Annotated in this window: 22 protein-coding genes; 8 read left to right on the top strand and 14 right to left on the bottom strand. The window is 71.0% G+C overall.

All coding sequences use genetic code 11. The features are described from left to right. Window positions 1–22: 22 nt before the first annotated feature. The gene (locus ACNYS0_RS16670; RefSeq protein WP_422474506.1) at window positions 23–1,423 is read right to left on the bottom strand and encodes a decaprenylphosphoryl-beta-D-ribose oxidase; all 1,401 of its coding nucleotides are present in this window, start codon (window positions 1,421–1,423) and stop codon (window positions 23–25) included. A gap of 101 nt (window positions 1,424–1,524) precedes the next feature. Here ACNYS0_RS16670 and ACNYS0_RS16665 point away from each other — a divergent pair, with 101 nt between their 5' ends. Beyond that, complete coding sequence (locus tag ACNYS0_RS16665; RefSeq protein ID WP_422474504.1) at window positions 1,525–2,532, top strand: YihY/virulence factor BrkB family protein; 1,008 nt, start codon at window positions 1,525–1,527, stop codon at window positions 2,530–2,532. Here ACNYS0_RS16665 and ACNYS0_RS16660 read toward each other — a convergent pair. Next, window positions 2,519–3,748, bottom strand: coding sequence for a D-alanyl-D-alanine carboxypeptidase family protein (locus ACNYS0_RS16660; protein ID WP_422474502.1), 1,230 nt, complete (start codon window positions 3,746–3,748; stop codon window positions 2,519–2,521). The two genes, ACNYS0_RS16665 and ACNYS0_RS16660, sit on opposite strands and share 14 nt — an antisense overlap. Before the next feature lie 109 nt (window positions 3,749–3,857). Here ACNYS0_RS16660 and ACNYS0_RS16655 point away from each other — a divergent pair, with 109 nt between their 5' ends. Both ACNYS0_RS16655 and ACNYS0_RS16650 read left to right on the top strand, forming a co-directional pair. After that, a complete protein-coding gene (locus ACNYS0_RS16655; RefSeq protein ID WP_385764609.1) occupies window positions 3,858–4,100 on the top strand; it encodes an SCO4848 family membrane protein in 243 nt (80 codons plus the stop codon). Between the two features lie 12 nt (window positions 4,101–4,112). Next, window positions 4,113–5,363: a metallophosphoesterase gene (locus tag ACNYS0_RS16650; RefSeq protein ID WP_422474500.1), complete on the top strand. Its 1,251-nt coding sequence runs from the start codon at window positions 4,113–4,115 to the stop codon at window positions 5,361–5,363. Between the two features lie 56 nt (window positions 5,364–5,419). On the opposite strand, the gene ACNYS0_RS16645 is transcribed toward ACNYS0_RS16650, so the two are convergent. The 6 genes from ACNYS0_RS16645 to ACNYS0_RS16620 form a co-directional block, all read right to left on the bottom strand. Next, window positions 5,420–6,562 carry a D-alanyl-D-alanine carboxypeptidase family protein gene (locus ACNYS0_RS16645; protein WP_422474498.1) on the bottom strand — a complete coding sequence of 381 codons (1,143 nt, stop codon included), beginning with the start codon at window positions 6,560–6,562 and terminating at the stop codon, window positions 5,420–5,422. A gap of 45 nt (window positions 6,563–6,607) precedes the next feature. Then, window positions 6,608–7,342: a TetR/AcrR family transcriptional regulator gene (locus ACNYS0_RS16640; protein ID WP_422474496.1), complete on the bottom strand. Its 735-nt coding sequence runs from the start codon at window positions 7,340–7,342 to the stop codon at window positions 6,608–6,610. A 10-nt stretch (window positions 7,343–7,352) separates the two neighbouring features. After that, on the bottom strand, window positions 7,353–7,892 hold the full coding sequence (locus ACNYS0_RS16635) for a thiol-disulfide oxidoreductase DCC family protein (RefSeq protein ID WP_422474495.1): 540 nt from the start codon (window positions 7,890–7,892) through the stop codon (window positions 7,353–7,355). Beyond that, window positions 7,889–8,296 (bottom strand): hypothetical protein, encoded by a 408-nt coding sequence (locus tag ACNYS0_RS16630; protein WP_422409120.1) that lies wholly within the window; start codon window positions 8,294–8,296, stop codon window positions 7,889–7,891. The genes ACNYS0_RS16635 and ACNYS0_RS16630 overlap by 4 nt, the downstream gene beginning before the upstream one ends. A 124-nt stretch (window positions 8,297–8,420) precedes the next feature. Continuing rightward, complete coding sequence (locus ACNYS0_RS16625; protein WP_422474493.1) at window positions 8,421–8,828, bottom strand: VOC family protein; 408 nt, start codon at window positions 8,826–8,828, stop codon at window positions 8,421–8,423. A 44-nt stretch (window positions 8,829–8,872) separates the two neighbouring features. Continuing rightward, window positions 8,873–9,799 (bottom strand): SMP-30/gluconolactonase/LRE family protein, encoded by a 927-nt coding sequence (locus ACNYS0_RS16620; RefSeq protein WP_422474491.1) that lies wholly within the window; start codon window positions 9,797–9,799, stop codon window positions 8,873–8,875. 85 nt (window positions 9,800–9,884) lie between these two features. Between ACNYS0_RS16620 and ACNYS0_RS16615 the strand changes: the two genes are divergently transcribed. Further along, entirely contained in the window at window positions 9,885–10,328 is a 444-nt protein-coding gene (locus ACNYS0_RS16615) for an Lrp/AsnC family transcriptional regulator (RefSeq protein WP_422482675.1), read from the top strand. 83 nt (window positions 10,329–10,411) lie between these two features. Here ACNYS0_RS16615 and ACNYS0_RS16610 read toward each other — a convergent pair whose 3' ends face one another. The 5 genes from ACNYS0_RS16610 to ACNYS0_RS16590 form a co-directional block, all read right to left on the bottom strand. Next, window positions 10,412–11,188, bottom strand: a complete 777-nt coding sequence (locus ACNYS0_RS16610; protein ID WP_422409126.1) for a succinate dehydrogenase iron-sulfur subunit — start codon at window positions 11,186–11,188, stop codon at window positions 10,412–10,414. Then, complete coding sequence (gene sdhA / locus ACNYS0_RS16605) at window positions 11,188–12,942, bottom strand: succinate dehydrogenase flavoprotein subunit (RefSeq protein ID WP_422474489.1); 1,755 nt, start codon at window positions 12,940–12,942, stop codon at window positions 11,188–11,190. Before sdhA ends, ACNYS0_RS16610 begins: the two co-directional genes overlap by 1 nt. Before the next feature lie 19 nt (window positions 12,943–12,961). Continuing rightward, the gene (locus ACNYS0_RS16600; protein ID WP_356374574.1) at window positions 12,962–13,447 is read right to left on the bottom strand and encodes a succinate dehydrogenase hydrophobic membrane anchor subunit; all 486 of its coding nucleotides are present in this window, start codon (window positions 13,445–13,447) and stop codon (window positions 12,962–12,964) included. 8 nt (window positions 13,448–13,455) lie between these two features. Further along, on the bottom strand, window positions 13,456–13,836 hold the full coding sequence (sdhC, locus tag ACNYS0_RS16595; RefSeq protein ID WP_266713332.1) for a succinate dehydrogenase, cytochrome b556 subunit: 381 nt from the start codon (window positions 13,834–13,836) through the stop codon (window positions 13,456–13,458). Between the two features lie 149 nt (window positions 13,837–13,985). Then, window positions 13,986–14,609, bottom strand: a complete 624-nt coding sequence (locus ACNYS0_RS16590; RefSeq protein WP_422474486.1) for a 2-oxo-4-hydroxy-4-carboxy-5-ureidoimidazoline decarboxylase — start codon at window positions 14,607–14,609, stop codon at window positions 13,986–13,988. Window positions 14,610–14,839: 230 nt separating this feature from the next. Between ACNYS0_RS16590 and ACNYS0_RS16585 the strand changes: the two genes are divergently transcribed. The 4 genes from ACNYS0_RS16585 to ACNYS0_RS16570 all read left to right on the top strand — a co-directional run bounded on the left by ACNYS0_RS16585 (window position 14,840) and on the right by ACNYS0_RS16570 (window position 19,312). Beyond that, the gene (locus ACNYS0_RS16585; RefSeq protein WP_422474484.1) at window positions 14,840–16,405 is read left to right on the top strand and encodes a beta-N-acetylhexosaminidase; all 1,566 of its coding nucleotides are present in this window, start codon (window positions 14,840–14,842) and stop codon (window positions 16,403–16,405) included. 102 nt (window positions 16,406–16,507) lie between these two features. Continuing rightward, window positions 16,508–17,017 (top strand): hypothetical protein, encoded by a 510-nt coding sequence (locus tag ACNYS0_RS16580; protein ID WP_422474482.1) that lies wholly within the window; start codon window positions 16,508–16,510, stop codon window positions 17,015–17,017. 82 nt (window positions 17,018–17,099) lie between these two features. Then, window positions 17,100–17,666: a hypothetical protein gene (locus tag ACNYS0_RS16575; protein ID WP_422474480.1), complete on the top strand. Its 567-nt coding sequence runs from the start codon at window positions 17,100–17,102 to the stop codon at window positions 17,664–17,666. 125 nt (window positions 17,667–17,791) lie between these two features. Then, complete coding sequence (locus ACNYS0_RS16570; RefSeq protein WP_422474478.1) at window positions 17,792–19,312, top strand: MFS transporter; 1,521 nt, start codon at window positions 17,792–17,794, stop codon at window positions 19,310–19,312. Between the two features lie 36 nt (window positions 19,313–19,348). Here ACNYS0_RS16570 and ACNYS0_RS16565 read toward each other — a convergent pair whose 3' ends face one another. After that, on the bottom strand, window positions 19,349–21,826 hold the full coding sequence (locus tag ACNYS0_RS16565; RefSeq protein WP_422474476.1) for an N-acetylmuramoyl-L-alanine amidase: 2,478 nt from the start codon (window positions 21,824–21,826) through the stop codon (window positions 19,349–19,351). Window positions 21,827–22,003: the final 177 nt, after the last annotated feature.

Raw genomic sequence — 22,003 nt, 5'->3', positions numbered from 1 at the left:
GGCGGGTCGGGCGGGCGTCGGGTCACAGGTCCAGGCGCCGTGACAGGTCCGAGCGGAACACCGCCCGCGGGTCCCAGCGCGCCCGCAGCGAGCGGAAGTCGTCGAGGCGCGGATACATGGCGGCGAGCAGCTCGGGGCGCAGCCTGGAGTCCTTGGCGAGGTGGACGCGCCCGCCCGCGGCGGCCACCTCCTCGTCCAACTCGTCGAGAAACGCGCCCAGTTCGGGCAGGTTCGCGGGGATGTCGAGGGCGAGTGTCCAGCCGGGCACCGGGAACGACAGCCAGCCCGGGTCCCCTTCGCCGAAGCGCTTGAGGGTGGCGAGGAGGGACGGGCAGCGGCGCTCGGACACGCGGCGCACGATGCGGCGCAGCGCCTCCTCCTGGCCGTGTCCGAGGGCGAACTGGTACTGCACGAAGCCGCCGCGCCCGTAGAGGCGGTTCCAGTGCGGGAGGCCGTCGAGCGGGTGGAAGAAGGCGGAGAGCTTGCGCAGTTCGCCGGTGCGGACGCGGGGCGCGCTGCGGTACCGGAGTTCGTTGAACAGGCCGACGCTGGTGCCGCCGAGCAGCCCGTCGGGGAGGAAGTCCGGGGCGGCGGGCAGGCGGGCGGGGCGGAACTCCAGCGGGGTCCTGCGGGCCCGGGCGGGCAGCGCGTCGAGCGGCGCGTGCGCCCCGCTCGTGAGTACGCCGCGGCCCGTCGCGGCGCCGCGCGCGAGCACGTCGACCCAGGCGGTGGAGTAGCGGTCGCGGTGCTCCGTGGCGGCGAGGCGGGCGAGCAAGTCGTCGAAGTCGGCGGCCCGTTCGGTGTCGACCGACATCAGTGACGTCTCCACGCGCCGCAGTTGGACGGTCGCCGTGAGGATGATCCCGGTCAGGCCCATGCCGCCGGCCGTCGCGTCGAACAGCTCGCTGCCGCGCTCCACGACGCGCACCCCGCTGTCGGCGGTGAGGAGTTCGAGCATGGGGACGTGGCGGGCGAAGGAGCCGTGGGCCTGGTGGTTGCTGCCGTGGATGTCGGCGCCGATGGCCCCGCCGACCGTGACGTAGCGGGTGGCGGGGGTGACCGGCACGAACCAGCCGAGGGGGAGGAGCACCTCCATGAGGCGGTGCAGCGACACGCCCGCGTCGCACAGCACGGTGCCGCCGGCGGCGTCGATGGCGTGGATCCGGTCGAGGCCCGTCATGTCGAGGACGGCCCCGCCCGCGTTCTGCGCCGCGTCCCCGTAGGCCCGGCCGAGTCCGCGCGCGATGCCTCCGCGGCGTCCCGCGGCGGCGCAGTCCCGGACCGCGAGGACCGCGTCCTCGTAGGAGCGGGGGCGGATCACGCGGGCCGAGGTGGGGGCGGTGCGGCCCCAGCCGCTGACCGGTACGGAGTGCGGGACGGCGGGGAGAGTGGATACGGGATCGGTAGCGGGGTCGGCAACCATGACCGTGACCGTATCGCCCGAAGGTGCGAAGTTTGTCGTAAACCTAGCGGCCCCTCACCGGAACGGGTGATCGAGACGGGAATGGAGGGCAGGCTGGGATCATGGATTGGCTGAAGAAACTCCCCGTCGTCGGGCCGCTGTTCGCCCGGCTGATGCGGACGCACGTCTGGCACGCCTACGAACGGCTCGACGCGGTCCGCTGGTCCCAGCTCGCCGCGGCGATGACGTTCATCAGCTTTCTCGCGCTGTTCCCGCTGCTCACCGTGGCCGCCGCGGTCGCCGCGGGCACCATGGGCCCCGACCAGCAGCGGAAGCTGGAGCAGACGCTCAGCGATCAAGTGCCGGGCATCTCCCAGCAGTTGGACATCGGGGCGCTGGTCGACAACGCGGGCACGATCGGCATCGTCGCCGGAGCGCTGCTGCTGTTCACGGGCGTGGGCTGGGTCGGCTCGATGCGGCAGTGCCTGCGGGACGTGTGGGAGCTGCCCGACCTCGACGAGAACCCCGTCATGCGCAAGCTCAGGGACGCCGGGGTCCTCGTCGGGCTCGGACTCGCGGGCATCGTGTCGATCGCGGCGTCCACGCTGGCGAACACGGCCGTCGACTGGACGGCCGACCAGATCGGCATCGACAAGGGGGGCTGGGGCGGGATACTGCTCCAGGCCGCCGCCTTCGGGATCGCGGTCCTCGCGGACTTCCTGATCCTGCTGTACGTCCTGGCGCTGCTGCCAGGAGTGCAGCCGGGCCGCCGCGACCTGGTCACCGCGGCGCTGATCGGCGCGGCCGGCTTCGAGCTGCTGAAGCTGGTGCTCAGCGGCTATATGAAGGACGTGGCGGCGAAGAGCATGTACGGGGCCTTCGGCACGCCGGTGGCCCTGCTCCTGTGGATCAACTTCACCGCGAAACTGCTGCTGTTCTGCGCCGCGTGGACGGCGACCGGCCGGGAGGGCCTGCGCAAGACGGAGCAAGCGGAGGCGGAAGCGGAGGCCAAGGCGGAGGAAGAGGCGGAGGAAGCAGAGGCCGAGGCGGAGGAAGAGGCCGAGGCCGAGGCCGAAGAAGCAGCCAGGGCCAAGGCCGAGGACGAAGCGAAGGGCATCAGCTCTTCGTGACCTTCAGCGGCCACTTCTTCCGCACCACGAACACCGCTCCCGCGAGCACCACGAGCAGCCCGCCCACGATCGCCAGCGCGACCCCGACCCCGCTGGAGCCGCCGGACGCGACGGATGCGTGCGCGGCCGACTTGGCGGGGCCCGCGTCACCGGCCCCCGGGGACGCGCCCGCGGGCGTCTCGCTCTTCGGCCCGACGAGATGGCCGACGGGGGAGACCTTGCCGTCGGCCTGGAAACCCCAGTCGAAGAGCCGCGCGGTCTCCTTGTAGACGGCCTGGCTCTCCTTGGCCTTGGGGTTCATCACGGTCACGAGCAGCACCCGGTTCCCGCGCTCGGCGACCCCGGTGAACGTGGCGCCCGCGTTCGTCGTGTTGCCGTTCTTCACGCCCGCGATGCCCTTGTACGCGGGCAGCCCCAGGGAGCCGGTGAGCAGGCGGTTGGTGTTCTGGATGCCGAAGCGCTTGGTGGTCTTCCCCTTCTTCTGCTTCATGGGGAACTCGGCGGTGGCCGTGGCGGCGTACTCCCGGAAGTCCTTCTTGTGCAGTCCGGACCGGGCGAAGAGCGTCAGGTCGTACGCGGAGGAGTGCTGCTCCGGCATGTCGTAGCCGTCGGGGCTGACGACGTGGGTGTCGTTCGCCTGCAACTCGTCGGCGTGCGCCTGCATGTCCTTGACGGTCTGCGCGACGCCCTGGTTCATGGCGGACAGCACGTGCACCGCGTCGTTGCCGGAGCGCAGGAAGACGCCCAGCCACAGGTCGTGCACCGAGTACGTGAAGCCCTCCTTGATGCCGACGAGGCTCGATCCCGCGCCCATCCCGGCCAGGTCGGAGGGCACCACCTTGTGCGTCGTCGTCTTGGGGAACTTCGGCAGCACGGTGTCCGCGAACAGCATCTTCAGCGTGGAGGCCGGCGGCAGCTCCCAGTGCGCGTTGTGCGAGGCGAGCACCTCGCCCGACTCGGCGTCCGCGACGAGCCAGGACTTCGCCGTCAGATCCTTCGGCAGGACGGGCGCGCCGCCCTTGAGGTTCACCTGTGTCCCCGGCTTCCCCAACTGGGCGCCGCCGACCCGGGACATCGACGCGGGCGGCTTGTCGTCCTTGTCCTTGTCCGCGGCGGCCGCCGGCAGCGCTCCGGCGAACGTCAGGGCGGAGGCGGCGAACAGCACCGCGGCCTTCTTGAAGTGCGACGTCGGTCGCGCAGCGTGGGAGTCGGGCACGCTGGTGAAGGTACCTGTACCTGCCCCGTAAGTCTCCACCGCTGCGTCCTGTGTTCGTCCCGACCCACCCCGGCGGCGGTGCGTGAGGCCGCGCGGCGATACTGAGGGCATGAAGCTCAGCCGCCCCGTGTCCTGGTTCCTGCTCGCCTTCGGGGTGTGGAGCTGGGTCATCTGGATCACTTTCGTCAAAAACCTCGTCAAGGACGGCAGCGGCCTCGCCTTCGACGACGCCGGGGATCCGACCGCGTACTTCTGGGTGCATCTGACGCTCGCCGTCGTCTCCTTCGTATTGGGGACGGTTGTCGGGGGCATCGGGTTGCGTTCCGTGCGCACACTGCGTCGGACCTCATAGGCGTACGGGCAGATGGTCGTCGTCTTCGTCCTCATCGCCGCCGCCGTCCTCGCGGCCTTCGCGGCCCTGCACTACTACGCGTGGCGCCGTCTCGTGCGCGGGACGACCGCCAAGGGCGGGTGGCCCAGAAGGTTCGGCACGCTGGTCTTCGTGGCCGGTCCTGTGCTGGTGTTCGCGGCGCTGGCGGCCGAGCGGGGCGGGGCGCCGTTCCTGTTGCAGCAGGTGCTGGCCTGGCCCGGGTTCCTGTGGCTGGCGTTCGCGCTGTACCTGCTGCTGGCGCTGCTCGTCGGGGAGGTCGTGCGGCCCCTGCTGCGGCGGTTCCTCGAACGTGGGGCGCCCGCTGCCGCCGTCGCCCCGGAGGGCGCCCCGGTGCGCGTTCCGGTGCCGGAGCTGCGGGAGCTGGAGCCGGTCCCCGGGCTCGCGCCCGCCGCGCCCGCGCCCACCCGCCGTCTCGTCCTCGCCAGGACCGTCGGCGCCGCCGCGACCCTGGCCGCGGCGGGCGTCGTGGCCGGTGGCGCGTACGGGGTGCTGCGCGGGCCGACGGTGAAGCGGGTCACCGTGCCGCTGGCCAAACTGCCGCGCGCGGCCCACGGGTTCAGGATCGCCGTGGTCAGCGACGTCCACCTCGGCCCTGTGCTCGGCCGGGGCTTCGCCGAGAAGGTCGTCGAGACGATCAACGCGACGCAGCCCGATCTGATCGCCGTCGTCGGTGACCTCGTCGACGGGACCGTCGAGGACCTCGCCCCGGCCGTCGCCCCGCTCGCCCGGCTCAGCGCCCGGCACGGCACGTACTTCGTCACCGGCAACCACGAGTACTTCTCGGGCGCCGACCCGTGGGTGGAGCACGTGCGCGAGCTCGGTCTGCGGCCGCTCGAGAACGCGCGCGCCGACATCGGGGCCTTCGACCTCGCGGGCGTCAACGACATCGCGGGCGAGAACTACGGCGAGGGCCCCGACTACGCGCGGGCGCTCGGCGACCGCGACACCTCGCGGGCCTCCGTGCTCATGGCCCACCAGCCCGTGATGATCCACGAGGCGGTGAAGCACGGCGTCGACCTCCAGCTGTCCGGGCACACCCACGGCGGCCAGCTGTGGCCGGGCAACTTCGTCGCGGGCGCGAGCAATCCGACCCTCGCGGGCCTCGACCGCTACGGCGACACCCAGCTGTACGTCAGCCGGGGCGCGGGCGCGTGGGGGCCGCCGGTGCGGGTCGGTGCGCCGTCCGACATCACCGTGGTGCAGCTGGCCTCGAAGCAGGCCTGAGCCGCGCCTTCCCGTTGGGGCCCGTCGTTTGGATCAGGCCCCAGGGCCCCAGGGCCCTACGCCTTCCTGCGGCGCCCCGTCGGCTTCGCGCGGCGGCGCAGGGCCAGCAGGCCGCCGCCCGCGAGGGCGGCGAGGGCCGCGGAGCCGCCGAGCGCCCAGTCGTCCCCGTGCGAGCCGCCGGACGGGCTCGACGCGGCGGGCCCCGCGCCCGCCACGCGCGGCTCGCGCGTCGGCTTGGGGCGCTCGCTCAGCGGCGTGGCCAACTCGCCGACCGGACGCACCTTGTCAGCGGCCGCGAAGCCCCAGTCGAGCAGCGCGGCCGTCTCCTCGTACACCGCCTCGTAGCCGGACTTCGGGTGCATCACGGTGACGAGGAGGGTGCGGCCGCCGCGGGTCGCGGCTCCGGTGAAGGTGTTGCCCGCGTGCGTCGTGAAGCCGTTCTTGACGCCGATGAGGCCCTCGTACGGGGCGACGCCCTGCCCGGTGAGCAGGCGGTCGGTGTTCTGGATCTGGAAGGTCTTGGAGCCGCCCGCGGGGAAGTCGGCGACCTTGGTGGCGCAGTAGCCGCGGAAGTCGTCGTTCTTCAGCCCGGCGCGCGCGAAGAGCGTCAGGTCGTACGCGGAGGAGACCTGCCCGGGGTGGTCGAAGCCGTCCGGGCTGACGACGTGCGTGTCGTTCGCCCGGAGGTCCTTCGCGCGGGCCTGCATCTGCGCGACGGTCTTCTCCACGCCACCGTTCATGTTCGCGAGCACATGCACCGCGTCGTTGCCGGAGCGAAGGAACACGCCCTGCCACAGCTGGTGCACGCTGTACGTCGTCCCGGCCTGGACGCCGACGAGGCTGGAGCCGAACGGTATGTCCGCGAGGTCCTCGGCCGTCACCCTGTGCTTCAGCGCGCTGTCGAACTTCGGCAGCACGGTGTCCGCGAACAGCATCTTCAGCGTGGAGGCCGGCGGCAGCCGCCGGTGCCCGTTGTACGAGGCGAGCACCTCGCCGCTGTCGTTGTCGGCGATCAGCCAGGCCTTCGCGGCGAGCTTCGGCAGCTTGGGCGCCCCGGCCCGGTACCGGACCTGGACGCTCGACGCCGCCGAGGCGGGCGGTGCGGGCAGGGCGAGGGCCGCGGCCGCGCCCGCCCCGATACCGAGGGCGCTGCGGCGAGTGACGTGTGCGGGCGAAGCGGAAGGGGTGGTGCCGGGCATTCCGTGAAGGTACAGGCCAAAGGGCGGGTAAAGAGCGGCGGGTCCTTATCGGCTCAGGGGCCGCGTTATCCCCGGCAGGAAGTCGATGAACAGCTCGTGCACCTCGAGGACGAGCGGCCGCAGCACCCGGAACCGGGCGAGTGCCACGCCCCGCGTCGTGAGGCGGGCGCCCCGGTCGGCGAGCCGCCGGCTGCGCTCGCGCCCCTCGGAGCTGTCGAACACCCAGTACAGGACGAGCCCCATCTGGGACAGCCACATCAACTCCGGGAGGATCTCCGCCAGTTCGGCGGGCACCTTGGCCTTCGACCCGGCCAGCACCTCCCGGTGCAGCTCGATCGCGGTCTCCCGGGCGTGCTGCGACTCGGCGGAGAACGGGCTGAGCGGGGAGTCCGGGTCGGCCGCGTTCTTGAAGAACTGGGCCGCGAACTCGTGATACGGCTCGGCGATCTCCAGCCAGGCCCGCAGGACGCCCGCGAGCCGCGCCTGGAGGTCGGTCTCCGTGTCGAGCACGGACCGGACCGCCGCCTGGTGCTCGGCGGTGATCCGGTCGTAGAACCCCTGGATCAGGTGTTCCTTGCCCCCGAAGTAGTAGTACGCGTTGCCGACCGAGACCCCGGCCTCCTGGGCGATGGCCCGCATCGTGGTCTTGTCGTAGCCCCGCTCGCGGAACAGCCGCATCGCGGTCTCCAGGATGAGCGCCCGCGTCTGCTCGCTCTTCGCGGGCTTCTCCGGGCCGGACGGCCTGCTCGCGCTCTTCTTCAGGGGTTCGTCTGCTGACACGGCCCCGAGCCTAATCGGCCGTGCGGCAGCCGCTGTCGCAGGCGGGCGGCTCGCTCCCGGAGCCGGGCGCCACGTAGTACCAGCCGCCGCTCGGGTCGTACGTCCAGCCGTCCCGCCGCCGGTACGCCCCGCCCCCGGCCTGCCGCGCCTGGTGCGTCTCCCGGTACTTGGCCGCGCCGAGCACCGCCTGCTTGGCGAACCGCATCCCCATGGGTGTCGCCATCCGGTGGGAGGTGGCCCGGTACTCGCGCAGCGCCCACATGCACACGACCCAGGCGGCGGAGTCCCGGTAGAGCTGGCCGCCGTCCCCGATCACGGTGATATCGGTGAGGGTCGCGGCGTGGTCGAGGTCCGGGTAGCGCCGCCGCGCCTCCGGCGAGCCCGCCGGTACGAACTCCAGGGGCACGAGCTTGCGCTGCTTGGCCAGCCAGTTGCGGGCGAAGGTGCACAGCGGGCACTCGGTGTCGTAGAGGACCGTGAGCCGGCGGACCGGGGCCACCCCCGTGGCACCCCGGGCCGCCGACCGCGGTGCCGCCGTCACCGCAGTCACGCTCCGGCCACCGGAGCGGCCCAGCCCTGCGGCGGGACCGGCGGCTGCTGCTCGTTCTCCATGATGCCGCGCCGCCGGATCTTGTTGAGGACGTAGACGTTGCCGAGGTGCATCACGCCGAGCACCAGCAGGACGACACCGAGCTTGGTGGACAGCGCCTCGAACACCTCGCGGGTGCTGGCGATCGTGTCGTCGCCGCTCAGGTACAGGGCGACGAAGCCGAGGTTGACCAGATAGAAGCCGACCACCAGCAGGTGGTTGACGGCCTCGGCGAGCTTCTCGTTCCCGTGCAGCACATCGGCCAGGAAGACCCGGCCGTTGCGGCTCAGGGTGCGGGCCACCCAGACGGTCAGACCGATGCTGACGACGAGGTAGACGACGTATGCGACGACTGTGAGGTCCATGCCCCACCCTCCTTGAACGCGTTCAAAAACGCTGACGGTCATGAATGTAGACCCGTTTTTGAACATGTTCAAGCGAGAGTTGTCGGTGTGACCGGGAACGTGACCAGGGCCTCAAACGGAGGCTTCAGTTCCGCGCCAGCTCCGGCCTCTTGAGGTAGTCCGTGAAGCCGACGACGTTGCCCCACGGGTCGGCGAACTCCACGACGTGACCGGTGGAGGTGGAGAAGGGTGCGTCGAGCAGCTCGATGCCCGCGGCGCGCAGCTTGTCGGCCACCGCGCGCGCGTCCCGCACCTCCAGCCACAGCCGCGCGGCGGGCCAGACGGGCGGCCGGTGGCCGAACTCCTCCTCGACCCGCAGCAGCAGCCCGGGCGTCTCCTTGCCGGCCGCGAGCAGCGCGATCCCGGCCTCGTCGATGCGGGCCTTCACGGGGAAGCCGACGCGTTCGTAGAAGGCGACGGCCTCGGCCAGGTCGCCGACGGGGAAGAGGGTGTTGTCGAAGCCCAGAATCTCCAGGCCTGCATCATGTGACATAACGTCAGATTAGCCACGAACGGGGCGGATCCCGGCTCAAGCGCTCACCGGGGGATCCGTGGCGCCCCGGTCACCGCGGTCATCAGGCAGTACAGCGAGGTCGACGCGGCGAGGAACATGATGTTGTTCTTGGCGCCGCCGAACGCGATGTTGGCGACGGGCTCGGGTGTGAGCAGGCGGCCGAGCAGGGTGCCGTCGGGGTCGTAGCAGTGCACGCCGCCGTCCATCGCGGCGGCCCACAGCCGCCCCTGGTCGTCGAACCGGATGTTGTCGAACCGGCCGAGGCCGTCCTTCATCTCGGCGAACACCCGGCCGCCGGAGAGCGTCCCGTCCTCCCGTACGTCGAAGACGCGGAGGACGCCGCCGCGGGTGTCGGAGACGTACAGCTCGCTCTCGTCGAGCGAGAGGACCAGTCCGTTCGGTGCCCCGAACCCGTCGGCGGCGAGCCGCACGTCACCGGTGACGGGATCGATCCGGTAGACGTTGTTCGCCCCGATCTCGGACTCGGCGCGGAATCCCTCGTAGTCGCTCGTGATCCCGAAGTCCGGGTCGGAGAACCACACCGAACCGTCCGAGCGCACGACGGCGTCGTTCGGGCTGTTGAACCGCTTGCCCTGCCAGCGGTCGGCGAGCACGGTGATCCGGCCGTCGTGCTCGGTCCTGGTCACGCGCCGGTTGCCCTGCTCGCAGTGGATCAGTCGGCCCTCGCGGTCGACGGTGTTGCAGTTGACGTGCCCGGCCGGCGACCGGAAGACGCTGACGGCGCCGTTCGTCTCGTCCCACCGCAGCAGCCGGTCGTTCGGGATGTCGCTCCAGATCACCTGCCGCCAGGCCGGCAGGTAGACGGGCCCCTCGACCCAGCGGCCGCCGGAGTGCAGGACCTGTAGGACGCTGTCGCCCGCCGTGCAGCGACCGGTGCGGAAGCGGTCGTCCAGGATTTCGTACGAGACGGGAACGGTATCTATGGACACGGTCATCCTCTACGGGTTCGATTCTGAAGCTCATCCTGTCGAGCACGACTATGGCAGAACGAGATATGGTTGCGCCATGGAGATCGTGGACGACATCGACCGGAAGCTGATCGCGGTGCTGCAACGGGACGCGACGACCGCGTACGCGGCGCTGGGCAAGGAGGTCGGCCTCTCGGCGGGCGCCGCCCACGAGCGCGTCCGCAAGCTGCGCGAGCGGGGCGTCGTCCGGCGCACGACGGTCGACGTCGACCCGGCCGCGCTCGGTCAGGGCGTCCTCGCGTACGTGATGGTCGAATCATCGGCCTGGATGGGCGACGCGGCGGACGCCTTCGCGGCGATCCCCGAGCTCGTGGAGGCCCATGTCATCGCGGGCAGCGCGTCGGTCCTGGTCAAGGTGCGGTCGGCGACGACGGAGCAACTACAGGACGTGCTGCGGCGGTTGTACGGGATCGAGGGCGTGAGCGGGACGCAGGCGACGGTGGTCCTGGAGACGTTCTTCGAGCGCCCGGTGGCGACGGACGCCGGCTGACCGGCGGCCGGACGCGCCGCTGAAAAGGCCGTGGGCCCCGCTCCAGAAGGAGCGGGGCCCACGGCCGGGCACGACCCGGAAGGTCAGAAGCGGCGCGTGATCAGCGCGCGCTTCACTTCCTGGATCGCCTTGGTGACCTCGATGCCACGCGGGCAGGCGTCCGTGCAGTTGAAGGTCGTGCGGCAGCGCCACACACCGTCACGGTCGTTGAGGATCTCCAGACGCTGCTCCCCGGCCTCGTCGCGCGAGTCGAAGATGAAGCGGTGGGCGTTCACGATGGCGGCGGGACCGAAGTACTGGCCGTCGTTCCAGAACACCGGGCAGGACGACGTGCACGCGGCGCACAGGATGCACTTGGTGGTGTCGTCGAAGCGGGCCCGGTCCTCGTCGGACTGGTGGCGCTCACGCGTCGGCTCGTTGCCCGTCGTGACGAGGAACGGCATGACGTCGCGGTACGCCTGGAAGAACGGGTCCATGTCGACCACGAGGTCCTTGAGGACCGTGAGGCCCTTGATGGCCTCGACCGTGATCGGCTTCTCCGGGTTGATGTCCTTCAGCAGCGTCTTGCAGGCAAGACGGTTCTTGCCGTTGATCCGCATCGCGTCGGACCCGCAGATGCCGTGCGCGCAGGAGCGACGGAACGTCAGCGTGCCGTCCTGCTCCCACTTGATCTTGTGCAGCGCGTCGAGGACACGCTCCTTGGGGTCCATCTCCAGCTGGAAGTCCTGCCAGTTGGCCTCGTCGGAGACCTCGGAGTTGAACCGCCGCACGCGCAGCGTGATCGTGATGTTCGGGGTGTCGGCGAAGCCGGGCTCGGGCGCGCCTGCCGCTTCCGCCTTGTCCATGGTCGGGGTAGCCATCAGTACTTACGCTCCATCGGCTGGTAGCGGGTCTGGACGACCGGCTTGTAGTCGAGACGGATGGACTCGCTGCCGTCGTCGCCGACCTCGCGGTACGCCATGGTGTGGCGCATGAAGTTGACGTCGTCGCGGGTGGGGAAGTCCTCGCGGTAGTGACCACCGCGGGATTCCTTGCGCGCCAGGGCGGAGGTCGCCATGACCTCGGCCAGGTCGAGCAGGTTGCCCAGCTCGATGGCCTCGAGGAGGTCCGTGTTGAACCGCTTGCCCTTGTCCTGGACCGAGATGTTCTTGTAGCGGGCGCGCAGCTCGGCGATCTTCTCGACGGCCGTCTTGATCGTCTGCTCGGTGCGGAACACCATCACGTTGGCGTCCATGCACTCCTGAAGCTCGTTGCGGATCACCGAGACGCGCTCGGTGCCCTCCGAGTCGCGCAGCTGCTCGATCAGGTCCTCGACCAGCTTCGCCGGGTTCTCCGGCAGGTCGACGAACTCGGTCTTGTGCGCGTACTCGGCGGCCGCGATGCCCGCACGACGCCCGAAGACGTTGATGTCGAGCAGCGAGTTGGTGCCGAGACGGTTGGCGCCGTGCACGGAGACACAGGCGACCTCACCGGCGGCGTACAGGCCCGGGACGACGGTGGTGTTGTCCGCGAGGACCTCGCCCTCGACGTTGGTCGGGATGCCGCCCATGGCGTAGTGCGCGGTCGGCTGGATCGGGATCGGGTCCGTGTAGGGCTCGATGCCGAGGTACGTGCGCGCGAACTCGGTGATGTCCGGGAGCTTCGCGTCGAGCTGCTCCGGCGGGAGGTGCGTGAGGTCGAGGTAGACGTGGTCGCCCTCGGGACCGCAGCCGCGGCCCTCACGGATCTCCGTGTAGATGGAGCGGGACACGACGTCACGGGACGCGAGGTCCTTCATGACCGGCGCGTACTTCTCCATGAAGCGCTCGCCGTCCTTGTTGCGGAGGATGCCGCCCTCACCGCGGGCGCCCTCCGTGAGAAGGATGCCCATGCGCCAGATGCCGGTCGGGTGGAACTGGAAGAACTCCATGTCCTCCAGCGGGATCCCGCGCCGGTAGCACGCCGCCTGGCCGTCGCCGGTCAGGGTGTGCGCGTTGGACGTCACCTTGAAGAACTTGCCGGTGCCGCCGGACGCGTAGATGACCGACTTCGCCTGGAAGACGTGGATCTCGCCGGTGGCCAGCTCGTAGGCGACCACACCGGCGGACTTCTTGACGCCGTCTTCCTCGACGATCAGCTGGTCCAGGACGTAGAACTCGTTGAAGAACTCCACGCCCTCCTTCACGCAGTTCTGGTACAGCGTCTGAAGGATCATGTGGCCCGTGCGGTCCGCGGCGTAGCAGGACCGGCGGACCGGGGCCTCGCCGTGGTTACGGGAGTGGCCGCCGAAGCGGCGCTGGTCGATGGTGCCGTTCGGGGTGCGGTTGAACGGCAGGCCCATCTTCTCCAGGTCGAGGACCGAGTCGATGGCCTCCTTCGCCAGGATCTCGGCGGCGTCCTGGTCGACCAGGTAGTCGCCGCCCTTGATCGTGTCGAAGGTGTGCCACTCCCAGTTGTCCTCCTCCACGTTGGCGAGCGCGGCGGCCATGCCGCCCTGCGCGGCGCCCGTGTGGGACCTGGTGGGGTAGAGCTTGGTCAGCACGGCGGTGCGGCTGCGCTTCGTCGACTCGATGGCCGCGCGCATGCCCGCGCCACCGGCGCCGACGATGACGGTGTCGTACTTGTGAATCTTCACGGTTTCGCTCGCCTCGGCTTTAACGGATGTTGGGGTCGAAGGTGAAGATCACCAGCGTGCCCAGCAGGACGGTGAAGACCGTCGCGGCGTACAGCAGGCCCTTCAGCCACATACGGGTGTTGGGGCGCTCGGCGTAGTCGTTGATCACGGTACGCAGGCCGTTGGCGCCGTGCAGCATCGCGAGCCACAGCATCAGCAGGTCCCAGCCCTGCCAGAACGGGGACGCCCAGCGGCCCGCGACGAACGCGAAGCCGATCTTGGAGACGCCGCCGTCGAGGACGAGCTGGATCAGCAGGTGGCCGAGGACCAGGACGACGAGGACGACACCCGACAGGCGCATGAACAGCCATGCGGCCATCTCGAAGTTGCCGCGCGTGGAGCGCGGGGTCTTCGAGGTGCGCTTGCGCGGGGGCTCGATGTACGGGGCCGGGTTGTCGACGTCGTAGAGCGAGACGCCCTCGACGGGACCGACGCCGGACTGTGCGGGGGTGGTGTCAGCGGACATGTCTGGCCTCAGCTCCCGAAGAGTGCGCGGACGGCGTGGCCGAGGACGGGGTATAGGGCCCCGACCATGAGGACGATCCAGATGCCCATGACGGTCCAGAGCATCTGCTTCTGGTAGCGCGGGCCCTTCGACCAGAAGTCGACGGCGATCACACGCAGACCGTTGAGCGCGTGGAACAGAATCGCGGCCACGAGGCCGTATTCCAGAAGCGCGACGATCGGCGTCTTATAGGTACCAACGACATCGTCGTACGCCTCGGGGGAGACGCGGACGAGAGCGGTGTCGAGGACGTGCACGAACAGGAAGAAGAAAATGAGGACACCGGTGACTCGATGAGCCACCCACGACCACATGCCTTCCCGGCCGCGGTACAGCGTTCCAGCCGGCACGGAAGAACCCTCCGGGAGCGGGGACTAGAGCCGCGCCGGCTTCAGTGTCGGGCGGGCCCGGCCGGGTACGGTCCACCGGCCGCTCGTCATCGTATCGACGAGTTGTCGGAACACTCGCACGGGGGCCTTATGTGTGATCAAACAGGCAATCAAACAGGCACGTACGGGCTATTGGTGCCGGTTTCCCGGGCCGTTTCCGTGCGCGCAAGGCGGGCGAGCCGACCCCGGGCGAGTCGCCGCAGCTCCTCGGCGGCCAGTTCCCGCTCGTGCACCGGGTCGTGGCCGAGCCGGGTGTGCAGGTCCGCGAGCAGGTGGTCGAGGGCCTCGCCGGGCGCGATGCCGTCCAGGCAGATCACGAAGGGGTGGCCGAAGCGGGTCTGGTACGCCCCGTGGGCCGCGACGAGCGCGGTGTTCGCGGCGGCGGAACGGCCCGCGGGGGCCGGTGGCAGCACGAGGTCCTCGCCGGTCAGCGCCTCGGTGACGTCGTCGGGGGCGAGGTCGTACGCCGCCTCGTCCGCCGCGGCGAGCAGCGCGTCGAGGTTCGGGTACGGGCGGTGTGCGGCGATCCGGCGTGCCCAGGCGCGGCTGCGGCAGCACGTCAGCAGGGTCCGCTCGGCGGCTTCCTGGGGCAGCACGTTCAGCTGCGCCAGGAAACCGGGGCCCCCGTGGGCCGTGGCCTGGGCCGGTATGGGCAGACGGCCGGGAGTCTGGAGGGGGCTCAGCGGGGGCCTCCGGCAGGGGCGGGTGGTGTGGGTGGGCTGGGTGTGGCGCAAACGTTAGCCAGAGCTTGTCGTGAGTGTCCGGTGGATGTGTGAAATTCACTCGGACGGGCCGGTTTGCGGGAGTGGGTGGACGGTACGCGCGAGCGGCGGCGTTTGTTCTGTTCGTACGGCGGGTCCCGACTCGTCGTGGTTGCGTTTGCGCAGTTCCCCGCGCCCCTTGAGGGACACCGTTACCGTCGGCAACGTACGTGTCCGGTCGACGTGGTTCAGCGAGGTACTTCGTGCAGAAGGAGCGGCAAGCTCTGAAGGTCGGCGCCGTCGGGGTCGCGCTGGTCGCGGTCGTGGGGTGCTCGAACGGTGGCGGGTCGGCTCCGTCCGACGGGAAGTCGGCGACGTCCGCGACGCCCTCGCCGACGCGTTCGTATCCGCTGTCCAAGCCCGCGCACACGATCCCCGAGGTGCGCGACTTCACGCCCGCGCACGGGCCCGGCTGGAAGCCGGACGGCGGCAAGGTCGTCGTGAAGGACGGCGAACTGGCCGAGGAGGGGCGGCTCCTCGCCGGCGAGCTGGACCTGGAGTACGCGGGGTCGGGCGACGCGGGGCCCGGCGACGTCGAGCTGGCGATCGGCGGGAAGCGCGGCGCGAACCCGGAGTCGTACCGGATGTCCGTGCGCGGCGGGACCGTGCGGATCACCGGGCCGAGCGACACCGGCGTGTACTACGGGACGCGCACCCTCAAGCAGGAGGTGCACGGCGGTGCGAAGGCGCCGGAGGGCGTCACCGCCGACGAGCCCGCCAAGCCGCAGCGCGGGTTCAACCTGGACATCGCGCGCAAGCACTTCACGGCCGACTGGATCAAGGACCGGATCCGGGACATCGGGGACCTCAAGTACAACCAGCTGGGTCTGCACTTCTCCGACGACCAGTCCTTCCGGATCGAGTCGGACTCGCACCCGGAGGTCGTCTCCAAGGAGCACCTGAGCAAGGCGCAGGTGAAGGACATCCTGAAGCTCGCCGCCGAACGGCACATCACGGTCGTGCCGGAGATCGACTCGCCGGGGCACCTGGGCGCCGTCATCGCCGCGCACCCCGACCTCCAGCTGCGCGACGCGAGCGGGGTGGCGGCGCGCGGCGCCGTCGACATCTCGAAGCCGGGCGCCGCGAGGATCGTCGACGATCTGCTGAAGGAGTACGCGAAGCTGTTCAAGGGTGCGTACTGGCACCTGGGCGCCGACGAGTACCGGGCGCTGATGAGCGAGAACCCGGAGGCCTCCTACCCGCAGCTCGCCGCCGCCGCGCGGAAGAAGTACGGGGCGAACGCCAAGGTCCAGGACCTCGCGCAGGGCTGGCTCAACGACCGGGCGAAGACCATGGCCCCCTACGACCGGAACCTGAAGGCCTGGAACGACGGGTTCTACAAGGGCGGGGTCGTCGACGCCGACAAGGGCATCGAGGTGGCGTACTGGACCGGCAAGGAGATCGGCGCCCGCGAGCCGCTGGAGTACCTCGACGAGGGCCGGAAGCTGACGAACTACAACGACGAGTACCTGTACTACGTCCTCGGGCAGCCCAACACCTTCGTCTATCCGACCGGTGAGCGGATCTACAAGAGCTGGACGCCGCGCGTGCTGCGCAAGACGAGCCCGGTGCCCGCGAAGTACGACGACCGGATCCTCGGCGGATCCTTCGCCGTGTGGTGCGACCTCTCCGGGGCGCAGACGCCGGCGCAGGTCGCCAAGGGCATCCGGATGCCGCTGCGGGCGACCGTGCAGAAGCTGTGGGACCCGAAGGAGCCGGAGCTGAGCTGGCCGAAGTTCGTCGACCTGGCCGACACGCTGGACGGCTGACAACCGCGATCCGCCGTTCTGGTGGCGAAGTCCCTTGTGGCTGTGGTCTATTCGGCCGCAGGTACGACGAATGGGGCGTACACCGGAACGGGGGGAACGGGCATGGGTTACTGGGGCTACTACGTGGTCGCCAGAAGCGATCGGCCGCTGGACAAGTGCGAGGCCCTGGGCGGCGTGCGCGAGGAGCTGACGCTCCTGGAGGAGCGGGCCGGCGGCTGGCAGGTGTGGGAGTGCCCCGGCGGCGGCGAGCAGGCGCGGGACGTGGGCAGCATGAACGCGCTGGCGGCGGAGACCGGGGCGCCCGCCCTGTTCGGCTACGTCATGAACTCCGCCTGCGCGGTCGTCGAGGCGGCGGGCCCCGAGAGCGGCGCCTGGACGGCGTGCCTGGGGCGTTCCGCGATGACCGGGTACATCGGCGGGGACGAGCGCGCCCTGGAGGACTACTTCCTGCCGCCGGGCGACGCCGCCGAGCGGGCCGTCGGCTGGGCCGCCGAGTGCGGCCGCGAGGTGCCGCTCGAACCGATCGACGAGGTGCTGCGCGCGGCCGCCGAACCCTCGGCCGAGGAGCTGTTCTTCCGCTTCCTCGACCGGCTCGGCGTGCGGGGGCAGTGACGTTCTGTGCTGCGCGGACGCAGTTGAGGGCGTAGGTGCCAAGGGGAATTGCTGGGTCCGCGTCCGGAGGAGCGTTACGCCGATGAGCCTGGTGGAACTGATCGCGCAGGCCGATGAACGGGGCCTCGCCACGAGCGGGCTCGGCTGCCTCGACCGGTGCGTGCCGCTGCTCGGCGTCGGCGGGCCGGGCGATCCCGAGGAGGACGTGCTGCGCCCGCTGTGGGCGAGCCTCGCGGAGGACGGCGCGGACTGGGGCGCGCGGCTCGTCGCGGCGCGCGACACGCTGAGCGGCGCCGCGGGCGAGGGCGAGGCGGCGGAGCTGGTGCGGCGGATGCTCGGGGCCGCGCCGGAGCAGGCGGTGGCCGATGCGTGGCGGGAGTGGGCGGACGCCTGCTCGGTGGCCGCGCTCCAGGTGCACCGGATGCTCGACGTGGCGGAGGACCGGGCGGCCAGCGTGAGCGCCCGCCGCGAGGGCCGCACCGAAGGAATGTCGCCGCTCGTCGCGGCCGAACTGCGCCGCCAGACCCAGATCCTGGAGCTGCTCGCGGACGGCGGCGCGGGCGGCCTTCGGCAGGCCCTGGTCGTCTCGACGGAGGGACGCAGGGTGCTGCGCGCGGCCGTCTCGCGGCGCGCGCGGGGACGCGGCTGACGCCGTCGTCCGCGCTCTCGGAGACATTGACGCACGCGCCGGTGCAAAACGGGCGTACGGGCGGAGGATGAGAGGCGATGCGCGCCATCGAGCCGCGCAGCCGCTGATGGAGGAGGCCGAGTCCCGTGGCCGACACCCGCCCCACCGCACAGAGCCAGGACCGGCCGCCGCCCGACCCGCGGCGCTGGTGGGCCCTCGTCGTCATCGCGGTCGCCCAGCTGATGGTCGTCCTCGACATGACGATCGTGAACATCGCGCTGCCCTCGGCCCAGACCGACCTGGGCATGACCGACGGCAACCGGCAGTGGGTCATCACCGCGTACACGCTCGCCTTCGGCGGACTGCTGCTGCTCGGCGGGCGGATCACGGACCTGATCGGCCGCAAACTCGCCTTCTGCGTCGGCCTGCTGGGGTTCGCCGCCGCGTCCGCGCTCGGCGGCGCCGCGGCCGGGCCCGGGATGCTGTTCGGGGCGCGGGCGCTCCAGGGCGTGTTCGCGGCGCTGCTCGCGCCCGCCGCGCTCTCGCTGCTCGCGACGACGTTCACCGAACCCCGGGAGCGCAGCCGGGCGTTCGGCGTGTTCGGGGCGATCGTCGGCGCGGGCGCCGCCATCGGGCTGCTCGCGGGCGGATTCCTGACCGAGTATCTCGACTGGCGCTGGTGCCTGTACGTCAACGTGCCCATCGCGCTCGGGGCGTTCGCCGCGGCCGTGGTGCTGCTGCGCGGCGGGCGGGTGATGGCCGATCCGCACCTCGACGTGCCGGGCGCGGTGCTCGGCTGCGCCGGGATGCTGGCACTCGTCTACGGCTTCTCGGAGGCCGAATCCCGTTCCTGGGGCGACCCGTTGGTGCTCACCCTGCTGTCCGGGGGAGTGGCCCTGCTGGTGCTCTTCGGGCTCTGGCAGCGCCGGGCGCGGGTGCCGCTCCTGCCGATCGCCGTGATCAGGGACCGGCAGCGGGTCGGGGCGTTCTGCACGATCCTGTTCGTGACCATCGGGATGTTCGGCGTCTTCCTCTTCCTGACGTACTACATGCAGCGCGTGCTCGGGTACTCGCCGGTGAAGACGGGAGTGGCCTATCTGCCCATCACGGCGGGGATGATCGTCGGCTCGACGCAGGTCGCCGCGCGGCTGCTGCACCGGGTGCCGCCGCGCGCCCTGATGGTCCCGGGGCTCCTCGTCGCGGCGGGCGGGCTCTCGATCATCGCGCAGGTGGGGACCGAGCCCGCGTACGCCTCGCATCTGCTGCCGGGCATGCTGATGCTCGGCCTCGGCATGGGCACGGCCATGATGACGTCGGTGTCGCTCGCGACCGGCAGCGTCGCCCCGCAGGACGCGGGCGCGGCCTCCGCGACCTTCAACACCGCGCAGCAGGTGGGCGGTTCGATCGGCACGGCGCTGCTCAACACGATCGCGGCGAGCGTCACCGCCCGCTACCTCACCGAGCACGCGAGGCCCGGCGTCGACCGCCGCGCCCTCGCCTCGCGCGCCGCCGTGCACGGATTCAACGTCGCGACCTGGTGGGCGGTGGCCTCGGTGCTGCTCGCGGCGGTGATCGCGGGAGTCGTGGTGAACGCGCCGCGGGCGCCGGGGGCGGCGGACGCGGCGCCGGTGTCCGACGGCGTGAAGGAGAAGGCCGTGGGGGACTGAACGGCCCCCACGGCCCTCACCGGCACAACGCGTGGACTACGGAGCCAGGTTGGTCCCGATGCGCGCGGTCGCCGAGGTGCCGAGCGTGGTCCTCGTGAAGGTCCTGGTCGAGGTCAGACCCAGACCGCTGGAGTTGCTCGGTACGTACGTCAGGTTGCCCTCGCCCGCGTTCTCGCCCGCCGTGCCGAGCACCAGGTCGGCCCGCCCGTACCCGGAGAGGTCGGTCAGGGCGACCGCCGAGCCCAGGTTGTCGTCCGTCTCGGTGGAGCCGGGGACGCCGGCCGTGTCCTGCGTGACGGAGAGCGCGCCGGTGCCGGTGATCCCGGTCGACGTGCCCTTCAGCAGGATCGAGTTGCCCGCGTTGGAGCGGTTCGAGGTGCGGGTGATGTCCTCGTTCGGGGCGCCCGCGAGCACGTCCGCGTAGCCGTCGAGGTTGTAGTCGCCGACCGCGACCGAGGCGCCCATCGCGTCGCCGGACTCGGCGGCGCCGGGGACGCCCGAGGTGTCCTGGTGGACGGTCTTGGCGCCCGTGGCGGTCAGGCCGCCCGCGGTCGTGGACGTGGGCAGCGAGCCCTTGACGAAGGTGACCTGGCCGCCCGCCGCCGCGCCGGACTCGGCGGTGTACGGCTGGCCGATGGCGATGTCGTCGATGCCGTCGCCGTTGATGTCGCCCGCGCCGATGGAGCGGCCGCCCTTGACGGACAGCGTCGCCGCCTTGCGCAGGCCGCCGGAGCCGCCCTTGTACCAGACGACCTTGCCGATGCCCGCGCCGTCGCGGTAGTTGAGCGCGACGTCCGCGTAGCCGTCCTGGTTGAAGTCGCCGGACGCGGCGTCGGCGTAGGACAGGTTGTCCTCGGTCGTGGTGATCGCGGAGTCGGTGTCCCAGCCGTCGCCGTAGCGGGCGCTCCAGGTGCCGCCGGTGCCGGTGGAGGCGGCGAACACGTCGGCCGTGCCGTCCGCGTTGAAGTCGCCGACGGCCACGGCCGAGCCGAACCTGGCGTTGGTCAGCTCGTAGCTGCCGTCCATGTTGACGCCGGTGCCGGTGGTGAAGTCCGGGCCGTTCAGGATCGTGTACGCGCCGCGGTTGGAGTGCCCGGCCGTGTCGTCCTCGCCGGGCTGGCCGACGACGATGTCGGTGTGGCCGTCGCCGTTGATGTCGCCGGTGGCGGTGGAGGCGCCGAACTCGTCACCGCTCTCGCCCGCGCCGGGCACGCCCGCGCTCGACTGCGAGATCAGCTTCTTGCCGGTGGCCGTGGGGCCGTCGACGGTGCCGGGCACGAGGGCGATCTGGCCGCCGCTGGACCCCTTCGGCAGGCCCGCGACGATGTCGTCGGTGGCGTCGCCGATCACGTTCTGGGACGCCAGGGCGTGCGAGACGCCGGGCGCGGCGGCCTGCGTCGCGACGCGGCTCAGCTTCGGGTAGAGATTCGCGCCGGGGCAGGCCGTGGTGTTGGTGTCCTTGTGGCCGAAGACGCGGGGGAGCGTGATGGTGGAGTCCTTGGGGACCTTGTTGCCGTCGGTGCCCAGGTCGCCGTTGGAGGTCAGCGTCACCTTGTCGGTCGCCGTGAGGCCGTACTGGCCGAACTTCCAGGCGACGACGCGGGAGATGGAGTCGAGCGCGGCCTTCGTGGGCTTCGCCGACTCGAAGTTGCCGATGTACGAGATGCCGACGGTGTCCGTGTTGAAGCCGTAGTCGTGGGCCCCGTGCACCGGCAGGTCCATGCCGCCGGTGCGGCCCTCGAATATCTGGCCGCAGCGGTCGACCACGAAGTTGTAGCCGATGTCGTAGTAGCCCTTGCCGACGTGGTCCTGCTGGATCTCGCGGAGCCGCTGGGCGCTCTGCGCGCAGGGCACCTGGTTGTCCGAGTCGACGCCCGTGTGGTGCACGACGGCGGCCTTGATCTCCGTGTCGTACGTGGGAGTTCCGTCGTGCGGGAGGCCGGGGCCCCACACCGACTGCGGGATGATCGTCGGCTTCACGACCGTCGAGGGGCGGGCCTCGGGCGGCGTCTCGTCGGAGGTGAACGCGGCGGGCTCGGTGCCGCCCTTGCGGGTGCCGGTGCCCGGGTCGATCAGCTTGACGTCCATGCCGGACGGCAGGTCGGCGGCCTTGCCGTCGGCGTCGACGACCCGCACCTCGACGCCGTTCGAGGCGCTCTCGGTCGACACGGACGCGGTGCCGCCACGGATGTCGGTGCCTTCGCGCTCGGCGCCGTCCGCGTCGTTCGTGTCCTTGGGCAGGGTGGTCCAGGGGCCCCACGTGCCGGACGCGGCGTCCCGCGCCCGGAACTGGGCGGTGCCGTCGATCCGGTCCTTCGGGCTCTTCCACGTCACCGACACGGCGTTGAACGGCTGCGTCGACTTCTGCGGAACGACCTTGCGGTCCGCCTTCGTCTCCAGGCTCAACGTGTGCACGGCCGCCGCCCGGTACGCGGCGGCCGGGGCCGCGTCGGTGCCGGGATCGGCCATCGCGTACGTCACGACTCCGGCGCCGCCGACCACGACCGCCCCCATCGTGATCCACGCTCTGCGCTTGAGACTCAGCGGCTTGTACGCGTGCGATCTGCGCGCGCCTTCCGCCTTTTCTCGCGAATGTCGCGGGCTCAATTGCCCCACCCCTTGATGAAGTTCACATGGACCCCGCGTGTCACGCGGGTAGATGCTCTATCCAGCGAACGACCGCCGGGAAGT

It is taken from the genome of Streptomyces anthophorae (assembly GCF_049310305.1).
Taxonomy (GTDB): domain Bacteria; phylum Actinomycetota; class Actinomycetes; order Streptomycetales; family Streptomycetaceae; genus Streptomyces.
The sequence above is the reverse complement of the archived record's forward strand: the minus strand, read 5'-3'. Positions and strand labels throughout refer to the sequence as shown.

Bases quoted from the DNA above. Each gene is read 5' to 3' on its own strand.
- ACNYS0_RS16630 (WP_422409120.1), bottom strand. From the start codon at position 8,296: ATGGACCTCACAGTCGTCGCATACGTCGTCTACCTCGTCGTCAGCATC.
- ACNYS0_RS16580 (WP_422474482.1), top strand. From the start codon at position 16,508: ATGGGTTACTGGGGCTACTACGTGGTCGCCAGAAGCGATCGGCCGCTG.
- ACNYS0_RS16645 (WP_422474498.1), bottom strand. From the start codon at position 6,562: ATGCCCGGCACCACCCCTTCCGCTTCGCCCGCACACGTCACTCGCCGC.
- ACNYS0_RS16600 (WP_356374574.1), bottom strand. From the start codon at position 13,447: ATGTCCGCTGACACCACCCCCGCACAGTCCGGCGTCGGTCCCGTCGAG.
- ACNYS0_RS16670 (WP_422474506.1), bottom strand. From the start codon at position 1,423: ATGGTTGCCGACCCCGCTACCGATCCCGTATCCACTCTCCCCGCCGTC.
- ACNYS0_RS16565 (WP_422474476.1), bottom strand. From the start codon at position 21,826: ATGGGGGCGGTCGTGGTCGGCGGCGCCGGAGTCGTGACGTACGCGATG.
- ACNYS0_RS16650 (WP_422474500.1), top strand. From the start codon at position 4,113: ATGGTCGTCGTCTTCGTCCTCATCGCCGCCGCCGTCCTCGCGGCCTTC.
- ACNYS0_RS16665 (WP_422474504.1), top strand. From the start codon at position 1,525: ATGGATTGGCTGAAGAAACTCCCCGTCGTCGGGCCGCTGTTCGCCCGG.
- ACNYS0_RS16610 (WP_422409126.1), bottom strand. From the start codon at position 11,188: ATGGCTACCCCGACCATGGACAAGGCGGAAGCGGCAGGCGCGCCCGAG.
- ACNYS0_RS16625 (WP_422474493.1), bottom strand. From the start codon at position 8,828: ATGTCACATGATGCAGGCCTGGAGATTCTGGGCTTCGACAACACCCTC.
- ACNYS0_RS16575 (WP_422474480.1), top strand. From the start codon at position 17,100: ATGAGCCTGGTGGAACTGATCGCGCAGGCCGATGAACGGGGCCTCGCC.
- ACNYS0_RS16655 (WP_385764609.1), top strand. From the start codon at position 3,858: ATGAAGCTCAGCCGCCCCGTGTCCTGGTTCCTGCTCGCCTTCGGGGTG.